This window comes from Xanthobacter pseudotagetidis, from assembly GCF_043194795.2.
Lineage (GTDB): Bacteria > Pseudomonadota > Alphaproteobacteria > Rhizobiales > Xanthobacteraceae > Xanthobacter > Xanthobacter tagetidis_A.
Map to the genome: position 1 here is coordinate 1,474,088 of NZ_CM195534.1, position 16,561 is coordinate 1,490,648.

The 16,561-nt window shown below is 69.6% G+C and carries 12 protein-coding genes; 6 read left to right on the plus strand and 6 right to left on the minus strand.

Annotated features, from left to right (window positions below; all coding sequences use genetic code 11):
* The first annotated feature begins 95 nt into the window (after positions 1-95).
* Genes V5F67_RS06770 through gltS form a run of 3 tightly spaced genes read left to right on the plus strand, consistent with a single transcriptional unit; the run spans position 96 to position 3,829 of the window.
* Complete coding sequence (locus V5F67_RS06770) at positions 96-1,121, plus strand: patatin-like phospholipase family protein (RefSeq protein WP_394019870.1); 1,026 nt, start codon at positions 96-98, stop codon at positions 1,119-1,121.
* A 3-nt stretch (positions 1,122-1,124) separates the two neighbouring features.
* On the plus strand, positions 1,125-2,588 hold the full coding sequence (locus tag V5F67_RS06775; RefSeq protein ID WP_394019868.1) for a GntP family permease: 1,464 nt from the start codon (positions 1,125-1,127) through the stop codon (positions 2,586-2,588).
* A gap of 32 nt (positions 2,589-2,620) precedes the next feature.
* On the plus strand, positions 2,621-3,829 hold the full coding sequence (gene gltS, locus V5F67_RS06780; protein ID WP_394019866.1) for a sodium/glutamate symporter: 1,209 nt from the start codon (positions 2,621-2,623) through the stop codon (positions 3,827-3,829).
* 14 nt (positions 3,830-3,843) lie between these two features.
* Here the strand turns inward: gltS and V5F67_RS06785 are convergent, their stop codons facing one another.
* Complete coding sequence (locus tag V5F67_RS06785; protein WP_394019864.1) at positions 3,844-4,992, minus strand: alpha/beta hydrolase; 1,149 nt, start codon at positions 4,990-4,992, stop codon at positions 3,844-3,846.
* A 234-nt stretch (positions 4,993-5,226) separates the two neighbouring features.
* On the opposite strand from V5F67_RS06785, the gene V5F67_RS06790 reads away from it, so the two are divergent.
* Positions 5,227-6,240 (plus strand): AI-2E family transporter, encoded by a 1,014-nt coding sequence (locus V5F67_RS06790; RefSeq protein ID WP_394019862.1) that lies wholly within the window; start codon positions 5,227-5,229, stop codon positions 6,238-6,240.
* A 6-nt stretch (positions 6,241-6,246) separates the two neighbouring features.
* Here V5F67_RS06790 and V5F67_RS06795 read toward each other — a convergent pair whose 3' ends face one another.
* The 3 genes from V5F67_RS06795 to V5F67_RS06805 are packed head-to-tail and all read right to left on the minus strand — an operon-like array spanning position 6,247 to position 11,173.
* Positions 6,247-7,428, minus strand: coding sequence for an ABC transporter permease (locus V5F67_RS06795; protein ID WP_394019860.1), 1,182 nt, complete (start codon positions 7,426-7,428; stop codon positions 6,247-6,249).
* 2 nt (positions 7,429-7,430) lie between these two features.
* Positions 7,431-10,181 carry a ribosome-associated ATPase/putative transporter RbbA gene (gene rbbA, locus V5F67_RS06800; protein WP_394019858.1) on the minus strand — a complete coding sequence of 917 codons (2,751 nt, stop codon included), beginning with the start codon at positions 10,179-10,181 and terminating at the stop codon, positions 7,431-7,433.
* Positions 10,178-11,173 carry an HlyD family secretion protein gene (locus V5F67_RS06805; protein ID WP_394019856.1) on the minus strand — a complete coding sequence of 332 codons (996 nt, stop codon included), beginning with the start codon at positions 11,171-11,173 and terminating at the stop codon, positions 10,178-10,180. Before V5F67_RS06805 ends, rbbA begins: the two co-directional genes overlap by 4 nt.
* Before the next feature lie 248 nt (positions 11,174-11,421).
* Here V5F67_RS06805 and V5F67_RS06810 point away from each other — a divergent pair, with 248 nt between their 5' ends.
* Together V5F67_RS06810 and V5F67_RS06815 are read left to right on the plus strand one after the other, a co-directional pair.
* Positions 11,422-11,763: a DUF2946 family protein gene (locus tag V5F67_RS06810; RefSeq protein WP_394019854.1), complete on the plus strand. Its 342-nt coding sequence runs from the start codon at positions 11,422-11,424 to the stop codon at positions 11,761-11,763.
* A 192-nt stretch (positions 11,764-11,955) separates the two neighbouring features.
* Entirely contained in the window at positions 11,956-14,202 is a 2,247-nt protein-coding gene (locus V5F67_RS06815; RefSeq protein ID WP_394019852.1) for a TonB-dependent receptor, read from the plus strand.
* Between the two features lie 155 nt (positions 14,203-14,357).
* Here the strand turns inward: V5F67_RS06815 and V5F67_RS06820 are convergent, their stop codons facing one another.
* Together V5F67_RS06820 and V5F67_RS06825 are read right to left on the minus strand one after the other, a co-directional pair.
* Positions 14,358-15,410, minus strand: coding sequence for an acyl-CoA dehydrogenase family protein (locus V5F67_RS06820; RefSeq protein WP_394019850.1), 1,053 nt, complete (start codon positions 15,408-15,410; stop codon positions 14,358-14,360).
* On the minus strand, positions 15,410-16,555 hold the full coding sequence (locus V5F67_RS06825) for an acyl-CoA dehydrogenase family protein (RefSeq protein ID WP_394019848.1): 1,146 nt from the start codon (positions 16,553-16,555) through the stop codon (positions 15,410-15,412). Before V5F67_RS06825 ends, V5F67_RS06820 begins: the two co-directional genes overlap by 1 nt.
* Positions 16,556-16,561: the final 6 nt, after the last annotated feature.

Sequence of the window (16,561 nt, forward strand, 5' to 3'; positions counted from 1 at the left end):
AAGACCAAGACGCAAGACCGGGAGACCCTGAGGAGGAGCAGGCCGCCGCCATCGGCGCGGCCGGCATGCGCCTGGGCGCAGAGGGGAGCGTTAAGATGGACAGAGAACCGGTGCTGGTGGATTTCGCCCTTCAGGGCGGCGGCTCCCACGGAGCGTTCACCTGGGGCGTCCTCGACCGTCTCCTGGAGGAGACCTGGCTCGAGATCGAGGGCGTCTCGGGCACCTCGGCCGGCGCCATGAACGCGGCGGTGCTCGCTGACGGCTACGCGGCCGGCGGCCGGGAGGGCGCGCGCAAGGCGCTCGACAGCTATTGGGCCCACGTCTCCGAGGCGGCGCGCTTCAGCCCGTTCAAGCGCTCGCCGCTCGACAAGATGCTCGGCCGCTGGGGTCTGGACGCCGCGCCGGGCTACCTGTTCATGGACTTCATGACGCGCATGTTCTCGCCCTACCAGTACAATCCCCTGGGCGGGAACGCGCTGGCGCCGATCCTCGCCAAGCAGATCGACTTCGAGCGCCTGCGCAATTCCCCCGTCAAGGTGTTCATCACCGCCACCAACGTGCGCACCGGGCGTCCGCGCGTGTTCCGCAACGCCGACATCAGCCCCGAGGCACTGATGGCCTCGGCCTGCCTGCCGACCCTGTTCCAGGCGGTGGAGATCGACGGCGAGGCCTATTGGGACGGCGGCTATTCCGGCAACCCGACGCTTGCCCCCCTGGTGAGCGAGCTGAAGTCCGACGACACCATCCTCATCCCCATCAACCCGCTGGAGCGGCCCGGCACGCCCAAGACCCCGGCGGAAATCCTCAACCGCCTCAACGAGGTGTCGTTCAACTCGGTGGCGGTGAAGGAGCTCTACATGATGGCGCTGCTCCAGCGCCATGCGGCCGAGCTCTCCGGCGACACCGAGGCCTGCAACTGGGCGCGCATGCGGGTGCACATCGTGCGCAACCCGATCATGGCGGGGCTCGGCTTCTCCTCGAAGCTCAACGCGGAGTGGGAGTTCCTGACCATGCTGAAGGCGGAGGGGCGCAAGGCTGCCCAGGTGTTCCTCGACGAGCACGGCCACGACATCGGCAAGGCGTCGACGGTCGACTTCAACATGCTGCTGTCGGAGCTCTGAGCCATGGGTCTCATCGGCATCCTGGTCGGCCTTTCGGTCCTGATCTATCTCGCCTTCCGCGGCTCCTCGATCCTGATCCTCGCGCCCATCGCGGGCCTGATCGCGGCCGCCTTCTCGGGCGAGCCGCTGCTGGCGAGCTGGACCCAGACCTTCATGCGCAACGCGGCGGACTTCGTCGCGCAATTCTTTCCGCTGTTCCTGCTCGGGGCGGTGTTCGGCAAGCTGATGGAGGATTCCGGCTCGGTCGGCTCCATCGCCGACTACATGACGAAGAAGCTCGGTACCGAGCGGGCGATCCTCGCCGTCGTGCTGGCGGGCGCCATCGTCACCTATGGCGGTGTCTCGCTGTTCGTCGCCTTCTTCGTGCTTGCGCCCATGGGCATCGCGCTGTTCCGCGCGGCGGGCGTGCCGCGGCGCCTGATGCCGGCGGCGATCGCGCTCGGCACCTCCACCTTCACCATGTCGGCCATGCCCGGCACGCCCTCGATCCAGAACGCCATCCCCATGCCGTTCTTCGGCACCACGCCGTTCGCGGCGCCGGGGCTTGGCCTCATCGCCTCGCTCATCATGCTCGGCTTCGGCATGTGGTGGCTGAAGCGCCGCGAGGCTGCGGCGCGGGCCGCCGGCGAGGGCTTCGGCGCCTTCGCCGTCGATCCCGACGCCTCGGCCGAAAGCGCGGTGGACGACCCGATCGTGCGCGAGCGCGCCACCACCGCCGGCGCGTTCGACCCGTCCGAGATCCATTCCAGCGACGAGACGGAGAAGGGCCCGCCGATCCTGCTCGCGGCGCTGCCCATCATCGTCGTGATCGCGGTGAACCTCCTGATGTCCTTCGCGGTGCTGCCGCGCATGGACACGTCCTTCCTCGCGCTGCCGCAATGGGGCGGCACCAGCCTGTCGTCGGTGGGCGGCGTGTGGTCGGTGATGGTGGCGCTGACCGCGGCCATCCTCACGGTCATCGCCATCAATTTCCGCTCCGTGCCGGTGCTGCGCGCCACCGTGACGGCGGGCGCCAACGCCTCGGTGCTGCCGATCCTCTCGGTGGCGAGCCTCGTCGGCTTCGGCGCCATCGTCGCCTCGCTGCCGGCGTTCGGCGTGGTGCGGGACTTCGTGCTCGGCATCGAGGGCGGCCCGCTGGTGTCGCTGGCGGTGGCCACCAACATCCTCGCCGCGCTCACGGGCTCCGCCTCCGGCGGCCTCACCATCGCCCTCGACGCGCTCGGCCCCACTTATATGAAGATCGCCGCCGAGATCGGCATGGACCCGGCGCTGATGCACCGCGTGGCGGTGATCGGCTCGGGCACGCTCGACAGCCTGCCGCACAACGGCGCGGTGGTGACCTTGCTTTCGGTGTGCGGGGTGACGCACAAGGAGGGCTATCTCGACATCGTCATGGCCGGCATCGTCGGCGCGCTGATCGCGCTGGCGGCGGTGATCGTGCTGGGCTCGATGGTGGGGAGCTTCTGAGGCGCAGGGCGCCCGGACCAGAAGGGGGGCACATGCCGGTCAGCTACGAGGTCTCGGGCTTCCTCGCCTTCACGCTCGCCATCATCGTCTATTTCGTTGGCGCGGGGCTCAACGGGATCATCGCGCCGCTGCGCAAATGGAACATCCCCGAGGCGGTCACCGGCGGCCTCCTGGCGGCGATCGCGACATTGGTGGCCTACCGCGTGCTCGGCCTCGCCATCTCGTTCGACCTGTCGGCGCGCGACGTGCTGCTGCTCTACTTCTTCACCGGTATCGGCCTCAATGCGCGCCTCTCGGACCTCGCCACCGGCGGTCGGCCGCTGTTCATCCTGCTGGTGCTCACCGTGGCCTATCTCGGCATCCAGAACCTGGTCGCGGTGGCCGGATCGGCGGTGCTCGATCTGCCGAAGGGCCTCGCGCCGCTGCTTGGCTCGGTGTCGCTCATCGGCGGCCACGGCACGACCATCGCCTGGGCGCCGCTGATCTCGGAGCGGTTCGGCCTGCCGAACGCGCTGGAGGTGGGCATCGCCAGCGCCACGCTCGGCCTCGTCATCGCCAGCCTCGTGGGCGGGCCGGTGGCCGGCATCCTCATCGCCCGCTTCAAGCTCTCCAGCGAGGAATTGCTGCCGCCCATGGTCGGCCTGCCCGAGAACGACGTGGGCCCGGACGCTGGCAAGGTCACCTACGACAACATCCTGAGCTCGGTGCTGGTGCTGAACCTCGTGATCCTCATCGCCTATTCGCTGGAGGACCTGGTCGAGAAGACCGGCATCAAGCTGCCGCTGTTCGTGGTCTGCCTGCTGGTGGCCATCGTCGCCACCAACACCCTGCCGCGGCTAATGCCGCGCGCGCCCTGGCCGGCGCGGACCCCGGCCCTGGCGCTGATCTCGGACCTGTCGCTCAAGATCTTCCTCGCCATGTCGCTGATGAGCATGCAGCTGTGGACGCTGGGCGGGCTCGGCCCGGCGCTCGCCGTGGTGCTCGGCCTGCAGACGCTGGTGGCGGTGGCCTACATCCTGTTCGTGGTGTTCCCGGCCATGGGGCGCGACTACCAGGCGGCGGTGCTTGCAGCCGGCTTCACCGGCATCAGCCTGGGTGCGACGCCCACCGCCATCGCCAACATGACGGCGGTGACGCGCACCCATGGGCCGGCGCCGCTCGCCTTCATCATCCTGCCTCTGGTGTCGGCCTTCTTCATCGATATAGCCAACGCGCTGGCGATCGGCTTCATGATCCGCTGAAGCGGCAGGGCGGGTCAGTTCCGCCCGCCGGAGAACACCAGGATCGGCGCCGCGGCGACCGTGCCGACCGCCGCGCCGACGCCGCCGCCGACCCGGGCGACGAGGCCCTGCTCCTCGCCCATGTCCTGCCCGCCGGCGAGCCGGGTGCCGATGAGGCCGACGATGTCCTGCTGGGTGGCGAACACCGAATGGTTGAGCGCGTCGCCGCCCTGGAGCGCGGTGAGGTCGACCACGGTGATGTCGCGTGCCCGCTCCAGGCGCGCCGCATACTGGGGATCGTTGAGATCCACCGCGCCGACCCGCGTCACCTGTCCGGCGAGGAAGCGCGAGAGGCCGAGCGCCTTGTCGTTGCGCGAGACGAAGATGGTGATTTTCGGTCGGTTGGGGCCAAGCTCCTGGACCTGGCGCTCGAACACGTCGATGTCGAGGTCGGGAGAGGCGAGCACCACGTTGGTGATCTTCGCCGGCACGCGCCCGTTCTTCAGCGCCATCTGCCGCAGCGCCTCCACCGCGAGCCAGGCGCCCATGGAGTGGGCCATCACCACCACCTCGTCCACCTTCGGGCTCGCGGCCGCGGCGGTGAGCACGTAGGCGAGGTCCGAGCGCGAGAAATTGGCGCTCTCGCGGTCGTAGACATAGTCCGTCACCCGCCCGCGCGAGGGCCAGGAGAACAGTACCGGCACCAGCGAGGCGTCGGTGTCGGCGATGAACTGGGCATAGCCGAACACCGAGGCGTCGAAGCGCGTGTTGAAGCCGTGGACGAACACCAGCGCCCGCCGCTTCTGCCCGTGGCGCGCCTTGAACCAGGACACGATGTCCGTGCGCGGGAGCGGCTCGAGGCGGGTGACGACGAACTCGCGCGCCGGGTCGCCATTGGGGCCGGACGGCCACTGGATGGAGCCCACCGGCCGGTTCGGCGGCACCGAGACCGCCACGTCCGTGAAGGCGAGGCCGTCGCCACGCTCGCCGGTGAAGACGACGCCGGAGGCGTCGGTGGCGGCGCGCGTGGTGGCGACGAGCATGTCGACCCGGGTGCCGGGACTGTCGCCCACGGCCACGGGCACGAGCACGCCTTCCGGCCGGGCGCAGGCGGACAGCGCCAGGAGGCCGAGCGCGCCGAGCAGGGGCGCGAGCGTGCGCGCGAAGGCGCCCGCCTCATTCAATCCCGTCCGCCGCTGCGTCATGCTCCGGCTGCCCCTGATCATTCCTGGCCTCTTTATAGAGCGTTGCAGGTAAAGGGAAAGCTGCGGGCGGCGCAAGCGGGGCCGCGCCGGTATCGGGTGCCGTCGCGCGGCGGCTTTTTCTTTCGCCGTGCGGCCGGATCACCCTTTCGCCGGCTCTGCCGTTTCGCCCATAAAGGGGTGCCGCGACGGGTGCGGACGGATGGGGGAGACGCCATGAGGGTGCTGGTCGGGCTTGCGGCCCTGGTGGTGATCTGTGCCGCTCTGAAAGAGGCGCAGACGCTGATCGTGCCGGTGGTGTTCGCCGTGTTCGTGATGGCGCTCGCCTGGCCGCTGCAGCGCCGGCTGGAGAAGGTGCTGCCCAAGATCGCCGCCGTTCTGGCGACGCTGGTGGTGGCGCTCGGCGTGGTGGGAGCGGTGACCTCGCTGGTGGTCTGGGGCTTCGGCCATGTGGGGCAATGGGTGTTCGCCAACGCCGCGCGCTTCCAGGCGCTCTACGCCCAGCTGGGCGGCTGGCTGGAAGGCCACGGCTTCGTGCTCGCCAGCGTGATGGCGGACCATTTCGACGTGCGCTGGATGCTGCGCGTGTTCCAGGACGTGTCCGGCCGGCTGCACTCGCTGGCGTCGTTCCTGGTCTTCACCTTCCTCTATGTCCTGCTCGGCATGCTGGAGGCGGACGCGCTGAAGTCGCAGCTGCTCAAGCTCCGGGCCGGCGGGCGCGGCGCCTATCTGGTGGCGGCGGGCGCGGCGGCGGCGGAGAAGCTCCAGAAATACATGCTCGTGCGCACCTTCATGAGCCTCGCCACCGGCTTCGCCGTCTGGGCCTTCACGCTGGCCTCGGGGCTGGAACTGGCGCTTGCCTGGGGTGCCATCGCCTTCGCGCTCAACTACATCCCCTTCATCGGCCCGTTCGTGGCGACGCTGCTCCCCACCGCGTTCGCGCTCGCCCAGTTCGAATCCTGGCAGATGGCGGTGTTCGTGTTCGTCTGCCTCAACGTGATCCAGTTCCTGTCCGGCAGCTACATCGAGCCGCGCATCGCCGGCAAGACGCTCGCGGTCTCGCCGTTCCTGGTGCTGTTCTCGGTGTTCTTCTTCGCCTTCCTCTGGGGCCTTCCCGGCGCCTTCATCGGCGTGCCGGTGCTGATCGTGACTCTGACCTTCTGCGCCGGCCATCCTCGGTCGAGGCCGGTGGCGGCGGTGCTCTCCGGCAAGCCGGCAGAGGCCGGCTGAGGCCGCTCACTGCTGCGCGGCGAGGAAGGTGCGGAAGCGCGTCAGCGCGAAGGTGAAGAACAGCATGCCCATGCCGAACGTGGCGGCGAAACGCGGCCACACGGTGTCGAGGCCGGCGCCCCGGTAGAGGATCGCCTGGGCGAAGGCGACGAACTGGGTGGAAGGGGAGGCCTGCATCGCCACCTGCAGCCATTGCGGCATGCTCTCCAGCGGCGTGAAGCCGCCGGAAAGCATGTTCATGGGCAGGACGATGAGGAAGAACAGCAGCCCGAACTGCGGCATGGAGCCGGCGAGCGTGCCGAGGAAGATGCCGAGCGAGGCGGTGAAGAAGAGGTAGAGCGCGGCACCCGCCAGGAACAGCGGCACCGAGCCGGCGATCCCCATGGAGAGCCCCCATTTGAGGATCACCACCACGCTGAATGCGGAGCCGGCGAGGATCACCGCGCCGTTGGCGAGGATCTTCGCCAGCATGATCTCGGATGGCCGCACCGGCAGCACCAGCAGGTGCTCCAGCGTGCCGTGCTCGCGCTCGCGGATCAGCGCCGCCCCGGCGAGCAGCACAGAGAGCATGGTGATGTTGGTGATGAGGCCCATGGTGCCGGTGAACCAGGAGGATTCCAGCCCCTGGTTGAAGGCGATGCGGATCTTCAGCTCCACCGGAGTCGCCACCCCTTCCGAGTGGCGCAGCACGAAGCGGTTCACCTCCTCCTGGAAGATGGCGGAGATGTCGTTGGCGCCGAGGCCCGCCTGCATCAATGCGGTGGCGTCGATCAGCAGCTGGACCTGCGGGTCGCGCCCCGCCAGCACGTCCGATTGGAAGTCGGGCGGGACGTTGAGGACGAACGTGTAGCGCGCCGCGTCCATGGCGCGGTCCACGTCCTGTGGGGAAAGGTGCACCGGCGCCTGGAAGCGCGGCGGCAGCAGCCCGTCGAGGATGGCGTTGGAGAGGGCGGAATTGTCCTCGTCCACCACGCCCACGGTGGCGCGGTTCAGATCGTGCTTGATGCCGTTGGCCTGCAGCACGATGGCGGCGGTGAAGGCATAGAGCACCAGCACCAGGAGCGCCCGGTCGCGCCACAGGCTGATGAGCTCCTTCACCACCAGCTCGCGCACGTTGCCGGCGAAGGCGCGCCAGCGCGGCGGGCCCTTGCGGACGGAGGGGGCGGGGGCGGCCATGTCCGGTTCCATCCTCACGTCTCCTGCTTGCGCAGGATGGCCCAGGCGAGGGCGAGCAGCGCCGGCCAGAACAGCACCGTCGCGCCGACGAAGGGCGCGAGATCCGCGAAGTCGAGGCCCTTGGTGAAGGCGCCTACCGAGATGCGCATGAAGTAGGTGGTGGGGAAGAAGGTGCCCAGCAGCCACGCCCCGCCTTCCAGCGTCGCCACCGGCTGGAGCATGCCGGAGAACTGGGTCGCCGGCATCATGGTGCCGATGGCGGTGCCGAACAAAGCCGCGACCTGCGTGTTCGTCAGGGTGGAGGAGACGAGGCCGATAGCGGTGGTGGCGAGAACGTAGGCGAAGGCGCCGAGGGCAAGGCCCAGGGCCGAGCCCTTCAGCGGCACGCCAAACAGGAACAGCGCCATCAGCACCATGACGCAGAAGTTGAAGAACGCCACCGCAACATAAGGCAGCTGCTTGCCCAGCAGGAACTCCAGCTTGGTGACCGGCGTCACGTAGAGGTTGGTGATGGAGCCCAGCTCCTTCTCCGTCACCACCCCGAGCGCGGTGAGAATGGCGGGGATGAAGATCAGCATCAGCGCGATCACCGCCGGCACCATGGCCTCCACGCTCTTGAAGGCCTGATTGTAGCGGTATCGCATCTCCAGGGTCGCGAAGCTGATCACGGCCTGCCCCGCCATCTGCGCCGCGTCGGCGAGGAACAGGAGGTGGACCGCCTGGACATAGCCCTTGATGGTCTCGGCCCGGAACGGCATGGCGCCGTCGATGGTGACGAGGATCTCGGTTGGCCGGCCGGAGCGCAGGTCGGCGCCGAACTCGGGCGGGATCTCGATGGCGAAGGCGATGTCGTTGGCCTTCAGCCGCCGGTCGAGGTCCCCGGGGCTGGCGAGCGCCGGCTCCATGACGAAGTAGGTCGAGTGGGCGAAGCCGTCGATATAGGCGCGGCTCTCCGGCGTCTGGTCGCGGTCGAGCACCGAAAAGCGCAGCTTGTCCACGTCGAGGGTGATGCCGTAGCCGAAGATCAGCATCAGCAGCGCCGTGCCTAGCAGCGCGAAGGCGAGCCGCACCGGATCGCGCCTGAGCTCCAGCGCCTCGCGCCAGGCATAGGCGCCGAGCCGGCGCGGCGAGAAGGCGGCGGGCGGGCCTTCCGCGCGCGGGGCCGGCGGGGCGAGGCGGGCCTCGGTGCGGGCCTCCCGTCCGCCCATCTCCATATAGGCGATGAACGCCTCCTCCAGGGTGGGCGCGTCCTTCTCCGCCTTCAGCGCCTCCGGCGTGCCGGTGGCGATCACCTTGCCCGCATGCATGAAGGAGATGCGGTCGCAGCGCTCGGCCTCGCCCATGAAGTGGGTGGAGACGAAGATGGTCACGCCCTCCTCGCGCGACAGGCGCTGGAGGTGGTCCCAGAAATTGTCGCGTGCCACCGGGTCGACGCCGGAGGTGGGCTCGTCGAGGATCAGCACCTCGGGCTGGTGCAGCACCGCCACCGTCAGCGACAGGCGCTGGCGCACGCCGAGCGGCAGGCCGTCGGAGAGCGCGTCGAGGTGGTCGGCAAGGTCGAAGGCCCGAACCAGATCGTCGATGCGTGCCTTCGCCTCGTCCTCCGGCAGGGTGAAGAGCCGGGCGTGCAGCTCCAGGTTCTGGCGCACGGTCAGCTCGCCGTAGAGCGAGAAGGCCTGGCTCATATAGCCGACGCGCCGGCGCGTCTCGATGTCGGCTGGGTCCACCGGGACACCGAACAGCAGCGCCTCGCCGGAGGAGGCGGGAAGCAGGCCGGTGAGCATCTTCATGGTGGTGGACTTGCCGCAGCCGTTGGAGCCGAGGAAGCCGAAGATCTCGCCGCGGCGGATCTTGAAGCTCACATGGTCCACGGCGACGAAGTCGCCGAACCGCCGCGTCAGGTCGCGCGATTCGATGGCGATGGGCGCGTCGTCGCCGATGGGCGCGGCGCGCGCGGCCACCTCCCCGTCGCCGCGCCGGCCCTCGGGCAGGAGCGAGATGAAGGCGCGCTCCAGGTTCTGCTGGCCGGTGCGGTTGAGCAGATCGGCCGGCGAGCCGTCCGCGAGGATGCGGCCACCGTCCACCATCACCACCCGCTCGAAGCGCGCCGCCTCTTCCATGTCGGCGGTGGCGACCAGCAATGTCAGATGCGGCCGGTCGGCGCGGATATCGCCCACGAAGTCCCAGAACTGCCGGCGCGAGAGCGGGTCGACGCCGGTGGTCGGCTCGTCGAGCAGCAGCAGGTCCGGGTCGTGCACCAGCGCGCAGCACAAGCCGAGCTTCTGCTTCATGCCGCCGGAAAGCTTGCGCATGAGCCGGTCCGCGAACGGGTCGAGGCCGGTGGCGGCGAGCAAAGGCGCGACGCGCGCGCCCTTGGCGTCGGCTTCCTCGCCGAACAGGCGGGCGAAGAAGGCGATGTTCTCCGCCACCGTGAGGTTGGGATAAAGGTTCCGGCCGAGCCCCTGGGGCATGTAGGCGATGCGCGGCTGGACCTTCTCGCGCGCCACGCGGTGGGCGAAGTCCGCGCCCAGCACCTCGACCGTGCCTTGTTGGATGCGCTTGGCGCCCGCGATCAGGCCGAGCAGCGTGGACTTGCCCACCCCGTCCGGCCCGACGAGTGCCACCGAGGCGCCCTCGGCCACCTGGAAATCGATGCCGTCCACCGCAATGGTGGCGCCATAGACGTGGCGGATGCCGGCGAGGCGGAGGGCGCAGGGCGGCCGGCTTGCCTGCGGGCCCGCCGCGCCGTCCGCCGCCTGGCTCACCGCGCGGCCTCGTGCACGAGGTCGGAATCGAGCCAGGCCGGCCACTGGGCGTTCGGGTCGAGCCGCACGTAGCCGACCCCGGTGACGCCAGTCTTCACGTGCTCCAGATACTTCTCCACCAGCACCCGCGGCACCCTGAGCTTGACGCGGAACATCATGCGGTCGCGCTCGCTCTGGGTCTCCACCTGCTTGGGCGTGAACTGGCCGCGTGCGGAGACGAAGGAGACGTTGGCGGGCACCGCGCGGTCGGGCAGCGGCTCCAGCATCAGGCGCGCCTGCGCCCCGAGCGCCAGGTTGCCGGCCTGGGAGGCGGGCAGGAAGATGGTCATGTAGACGTCGGAAAGGTCGACCAGGGTCAGCACCTTGCCGCCCGCCCCCAGCACCTCGCCCGGCTCGGCGAGGCGGTAGATGACGCGGCCGGACTTGGGCGCGACGAGGGTGCCGTCCGCCACCATGCGCTTCAGGCGGTCCACCTCCGCCTCGGCGGCGCGGATCGCGCTCTCGCTCGCGGCGAGGCTCGACTGGGCTGCGGCGAGAGCTGCGGCGGCGGTGAGCTTGGTGGTGCGATACTGGTCCACCTTCTGCTCGGTGGCGAAGCCCTTGGCGACAAGGGTTTCCTGGCGCTCCAGCTCCTTGGTGGCGAGGTCGAGCTCACCCTTCCGCTGCTCAACCACATGGGTGGCGGTATCGCGCGACTGCGTCGCCTGGGCCGCCTGGGCCTCGGCGGTGCGCAGGGCCGCGGCGGTCTCCTCGACGTCCATGTGGGCCACCACCTGCCCGGCCTGGACGAAGTCGCCCTCCTCGGCGAGCACGTCCACTACCCGGCCGGCAGCCTTGGTGGCGACGTCCACCTGCGTCGCCTCGATGCGGCCGTTGCCGGAGGCGAATCCCGGCGGCAGGGTGCGGCTGCGGGATGCCAGATACCACGCTCCGGCGCCTCCCACTCCGACCAGGACGAGGAGAAGCCCGAGGATCACCAGCGTGCGCTTCATGGACAGAACCTCAGAAAAAGCAACCACGCCAGCGGCGCGATCTGATCGCGCGCGCTCCCGTTGCCGGAACTGCCCCACTTGATCGCACAGGTAGCTGCGGTGCAGCAACGGGGCGTTGACCCCGGTCAAAGGGCGGGCCCCTTCTGCCGCATATCAGCCGTATTTTCATATGGCGGCTGACATGCTAACCGGAAAGGGGTGGTAGCGAAATGCTAAGACGGGCGGGACGGAGCGGGGGATCGGGCTGGGTGGCCGCATTGGCCGCCGCCTATGCGCTCGTCTTCCAGCTGGTGTTCGCCAGCGCCCTCGTCGCCGGCATGCCGCGCGACGCCACCGGCGCGCCCATATGTGCCGGGGCGGGGAGCCTCGCTGCGGGCGCGGACCTGGACGGCAAGGGGAGTCGGACGGATGTCCACTGCCCGGCCTGCCTCGCGCGCGTCGACGTCGCCGACCTGCCGCCGCCGATTCCCGTTCCGGCGCCAGAGCGCCAGTCCACCGCCGCCATCCATGCAGCGCCGGCGCCAGTGCTGGTCCTGCGCCCGCCGCCGCGGCGGCCATCCCAGCCCCGCGCGCCGCCATTTCTCGGCTGACGAGCCGGTAAAGCCTGCGCCGCATCGCGTCGCCGCTTTTCCCCGCTTGCCGTATCGCGCCTCAGTGCTCCGTCGCCGTCCCGCGGCGGCGCGAGGCCCGTTCCCATAGCCCGACCCAAGCCAGGCTCGCAGCCCCGCGCGCGGCTTCCGCCGCGCGGGCACGCGACGTCTGCAGCAGATCAGGAAATGCCCATGTCCCCGTCGTCCTTCCTCGGCCAGCGCGGGGCGCTGCGCCGCTCCACCGCTTTGGTGGCTCCCGCGTTCGCCGCGCTCGCGCTTCTGCCCGCTCCGGCTTCGGCCCAGACCGTCTCCGACACCACGCTCCCCACCCTGGTGGTGCGTCAGCCCATGTCGGGCAGAGCGGAGACCGCCGTGGGCGGCCTCCCAAGCAATTTCACGCCCGCCGACACCGCCACCATCTCGGGGGCGGAGGCATCGGCGGCGGCGCTGCTGACCAGCGACACCGGTTCGCTGATCGCCGGCGTTCCCGGCGGCGCGGCCTGGGGCGCGGGCGGCGTCTCCAGCCTGCCGGCGGTGAACGGCATGGGCGCCGACCGCGTCCAAGTGGGCATCAACGGCATGCTGTTCGGCGTCGCCTGCCCGAACGAGATGAACCCGCCGCTGTCGTTCCTCAACCCGGCCATGGTCTCGAAGATCGCCGTCTATATGGGCACCGCGCCGGTGAGCGTCGGCGGCGACTATACCGGCGCCAAGGTGGACGTGACCCTGGCGCCGGCGGTCTTCACGCCGGGCGACCGGATCACCGTCTCCGGCTTCGTGGCCGGCTTCTACCGCTCCAACGGCAATGCCTACGGCGTCGACACCACGGTGCGCATGTCGAATTCCGACACCAGCCTGACCTATACCGGTGGCTGGGCCAAGGCGAGCGACTACACGGCGGGTGACGGCACCGTCATCAAGTCCACCATGTACGAGACCCAGAATCACGCCTTGAGCCTGTCGAAGAAGATCAATGACCAGATCTTCACGGCGCAGATCGGCGGGCAGTTCATTCCTTATCAGGGCTACGTGAACCAGTACATGGACATGGTGGAAAACAAGAGCTTCTTCGCCAACGGCCGCTATGAGGGCCTGTTCGACTGGGGCAAGCTCGAAGGCAACGTGTTCTTCAATCGCGTGCGCCACACCATGGGCTTCATCGAGCCGGACAAGACCGGCGACATGCCCATGGACACGCGCGCCACCGACATGGGCTATGCCATCAAGGGCACGGTCGGCCTCTCGGCACGGGACGTCGTGCGGGTGGGCAACGAACTCTATTACAACAATCTCGACGACTGGTGGCCGCCGGTGGCCGGCTCCATGATGATGAGCCCGGACGCCTTTATCAGCATCAACAACGGGCAGCGCACCCGGCTCGGCACCTGGGCGGAGTGGGAGCATAAGTTCGACGGCGCCTGGACCGGCCTCATCGGCATCCGCAACGACACGGTGTGGATGAATACCGGCGACGTCCAGGGCTACAACATGATGATGTACGGAGCGGATGCCGCGGCCTTCAACGCCGCCGACCGCGCTCGCACCGACTTCAACATGGATGGCACCGCGATCCTGCGCTACCAGCCGGACCAGTCCAGCCTCTACGAGCTGGGCCTCGCCCGGAAGACGCGCTCGCCGAACTTCTACGAGCGCTACGCCTGGTCCACCAACGCCATGGCCATGGACATGATCGGCTGGTTCGGCGACGGCAACGGCTATGTGGGCAATCTCGACCTCGACCCCGAGGCGGCGCACACCATCAGCTTCACAGCCACCTGGAACGATCCGGCCAAGAAGGTCTGGGAGCTCAGGGTCTCGCCCTACTACAGCTATGTGGTGGACTATATCGACGTGAACCGCTGCACCCTGCCCGGGTGCCTCGCGAGCCAGCCGAACAACGCCGTCGTGCAGGACAACTTCGTGTTCCTGCAGTTCGCCAACCACGATGCCTGGCTCTACGGTGTCAACATCGACGGCAAGATGGCGCTCTGGGACGACGACAATTGGGGACAGGGCCAGTTCCGCGGCAGCCTCAACTTCGTCCAGGGCCAGCGCACCGACGGCATCAACCTCTACCACATGATGCCGCTCAACGGCGTGATGGCCGTGGACCAGACCATCGCCCGCACCTGGGGCACCTGGACCAACAGCCTCGAACTTCAGCTGGTGGCGTCGAAGACCCTGGTCAGCCAGGTGCGCAACGAGCTGGAGACCGAGGCCTACGCGCTGCTCAACTTCCGCACGTCCTACCAGAAGGACATGCTGCGGGTGGACTTCGCGGTCGAGAACATCTTCGACACGAACTACGACCTGCCGCTCGGCGGCGCCAACCTCGTGAACTACCGCACGCCGTCCATGATGGGCAGCTCCGTGGACTGGGGCTATCCCGTCGCCGGCATGGGCCGCTCCTTCAACACGCGGGTGACGTTGCAGTTCTGAGCCTCCGGCGCGGCTCGCCCGCGCCGGGCCGCCCCCTTCTTCCCATCGGGGGAAGGGGGGAGGGGGCGGATCAGCTCGCGCGTGAAGCGGCCGGAATGCCGAGCTCCGGTGGCAGGTTGAACCCTGGCGGCGGCGTTGCCGCCTGCGTTTGAGGCTCAGCCGGCCTGGCGCAGTGTGGGGGCCGACAGCTCCGCGGCGCGCGCCGTCCCGAACAGGGCGCGGCAGGCGCCGGGCGTGCCGGCGGAAGCTGCCAGCACCATGGCGCGCCTCAGATAGAGGCCGATGTCGTGCTCGTCGGCGAAGCCGATGGCGCCGTGCAGCTGGATGCAGTCCTTCAGCACCCGGAGCGCCGCCGTGCCCGCCGCCGCCTTGGCCGCGGCCGCCGCGCCCGCCTGCTTGGGCGTGCCGAAGGCCCGCCCGGCCTCGCGCACCAGGGCGCGGGTCGCCGTCACGTCCACGAAATGCGTGGCGGCACGGTGCTGGAGCGCCTGGAACGCGCCGATGGGCTGGCCGAACTGCCGGCGCAGCCGCATGTAGTCGAGCGTCATGTCGAGCGCGCGCGACATGAGCCCGCAAAGCTCGGCGGCATGGCCGAGCCGCAGGGTGTCGCTCGCCTGCGAGAAGGCCGTCGCCGCCGTCGCGCCTTCGGCGATGACGACCGCCCCAGGACCGTCCGCGAGGAAGGCGAGAGCGCCGCCGTCGACGGTTGCAACAGCGCGGGCCTCCGCCGGATCGAGGGCGAGGAGCCGCCGGCCCCGGACGTCGAAGGCGATGGCGACGTCCACGTCCGCCGGCGCCAGGGCGAGGACCTGGGACTGCGATCCTGGCCCGCCCTCGGCCTCCTCTGCCGAATCGGCGCAGATGATCGCGGCGCCGCCTGCCGCCCGCTCCAGCAGCGCGCCTGCGGCCCCGGTGCCGCAGGCGGCGAGCAGCGGCAGGGCGGCGATGCCCGCCACCACCGGCTCGGGCGCGATCCGCGCGCCGATCTCCTCCAGGAAGGCCAACGCCTCGCCGGCCGGCAGGCCGAGCCCGCCATGGGCCTCCGGCAGCAGCAGCGAGAACCAGCCCATCTCGGCCATGCGGCCCCACACGTCGCGGTCGAGCGCGCCGCCGCCATCGCGCCAGGCGCGGGCGCGGGCCACGCCGCCCGCGCCGTCGAGCAGGTCGGCGGCCGCGGCGGCGAGCATCGTTTCGGTCTCTGACGGCATCAGCGCGCCTCCCGCCTCAGACCCAGCACCCGGTCCGCCAGGATCGAGCGCTGGATTTCGTTCGAGCCGCCATAAATGGAGAGCCGGCGGGCCTGGAGGAACATCTCGCTCACATCCACCACCTGGTTGCCGAGGCGTACCGGATCGCGCACCGCCATCAGCGGCCCGGCGATCTCCTGGGCGATATCGAGCACGGCCTGCGTGGTCTCCGTGGAGAGGATCTTGAGATAGGAGCTTTCCGCGCCCGGATCCTCGCCCGAGGCGAAGCGTTCGGCGGCGTCGAGGAAGGCGGCGGTGAGAACCTCCACCGCAAGCTCCGCTTCGGCGATGCGGCCGGCAAGCGCGGCGTCCGCGAGAGGTGCAAGGCGCCGCACCCGCTCCAGGGCCCGCAGCGCCTGGGCTGGCGCGCCGAGCTGGATGCGCTCGCGGTCAAGCAAAGCGGTGGCGACCCGCCAGCCGTCGTCGAGGGCGCCCACGACATTCTCCAGAGGCACCCGAACCTCATCGAGGAACACCTCGCAGAACTCATCGTCATTGGCGATGTTGCGGATCGGCCGGCGGGTGATGCCGGGGCTCGACAGGTCGATCAGGACGAAGCTGATCCCATCGCGGGGCTTGTCTGCGCTCGATGTGCGCACCAGCGCGAACATCCAGTGGGCATGGTGGCCCCAGGTGGTCCATATCTTGTGGCCGTTCACCACCAGCTCCTCGCCGTCCCGGCGCGCGGAGGTTCGCAGCGCCGCAAGGTCGGAGCCGGCGCCCGGCTCCGAATAACCCTGGCACCAGATGACGGCGCCCGTGAGGATGGGTGGCAGGTGCCGCGCCTGCTGCGCCGGGCTGCCGAAATGCATCAGCAGCGGGCCGATATGGTTGATGCCCTGGGTGGGGATGTCCGGGGAGCCGGCGCGCGCCATCTCCTCCAGCAGGATCACCTGCTCCACCGGGCTCGCCGCCATGCCGCCGAATGCCTTCGGCCAGTGCGGCGCGATCCAGCCGCGGCGCGACAGCGCCCGGTACCAGGGCATGCACGCTTCCGGCGGGGCGCGGAAGGTGAGATCCCGCAGGTGGTCGGGGATGGCGGCGGCGAGGAAGGCCCTCACCTCGGCGCGGAATGCCTGCTCGGCATCGGTCTCGGGGCGCAGCATGGCGGC

Excerpts from the sequence above, each read along its gene's own strand:
- V5F67_RS06790 (WP_394019862.1), top strand. The coding sequence starts at position 5,227 with ATGAGGGTGCTGGTCGGGCTTGCGGCCCTGGTGGTGATCTGTGCCGCT.
- V5F67_RS06815 (WP_394019852.1), top strand. The coding sequence starts at position 11,956 with ATGTCCCCGTCGTCCTTCCTCGGCCAGCGCGGGGCGCTGCGCCGCTCC.
- V5F67_RS06825 (WP_394019848.1), bottom strand. The coding sequence starts at position 16,555 with ATGCTGCGCCCCGAGACCGATGCCGAGCAGGCATTCCGCGCCGAGGTG.
- V5F67_RS06775 (WP_394019868.1), top strand. The coding sequence starts at position 1,125 with ATGGGTCTCATCGGCATCCTGGTCGGCCTTTCGGTCCTGATCTATCTC.
- V5F67_RS06820 (WP_394019850.1), bottom strand. The coding sequence starts at position 15,410 with ATGCCGTCAGAGACCGAAACGATGCTCGCCGCCGCGGCCGCCGACCTG.
- gltS (WP_394019866.1), top strand. The coding sequence starts at position 2,621 with ATGCCGGTCAGCTACGAGGTCTCGGGCTTCCTCGCCTTCACGCTCGCC.
- V5F67_RS06770 (WP_394019870.1), top strand. The coding sequence starts at position 96 with ATGGACAGAGAACCGGTGCTGGTGGATTTCGCCCTTCAGGGCGGCGGC.
- V5F67_RS06805 (WP_394019856.1), bottom strand. The coding sequence starts at position 11,173 with ATGAAGCGCACGCTGGTGATCCTCGGGCTTCTCCTCGTCCTGGTCGGA.
- V5F67_RS06795 (WP_394019860.1), bottom strand. The coding sequence starts at position 7,428 with ATGGAACCGGACATGGCCGCCCCCGCCCCCTCCGTCCGCAAGGGCCCG.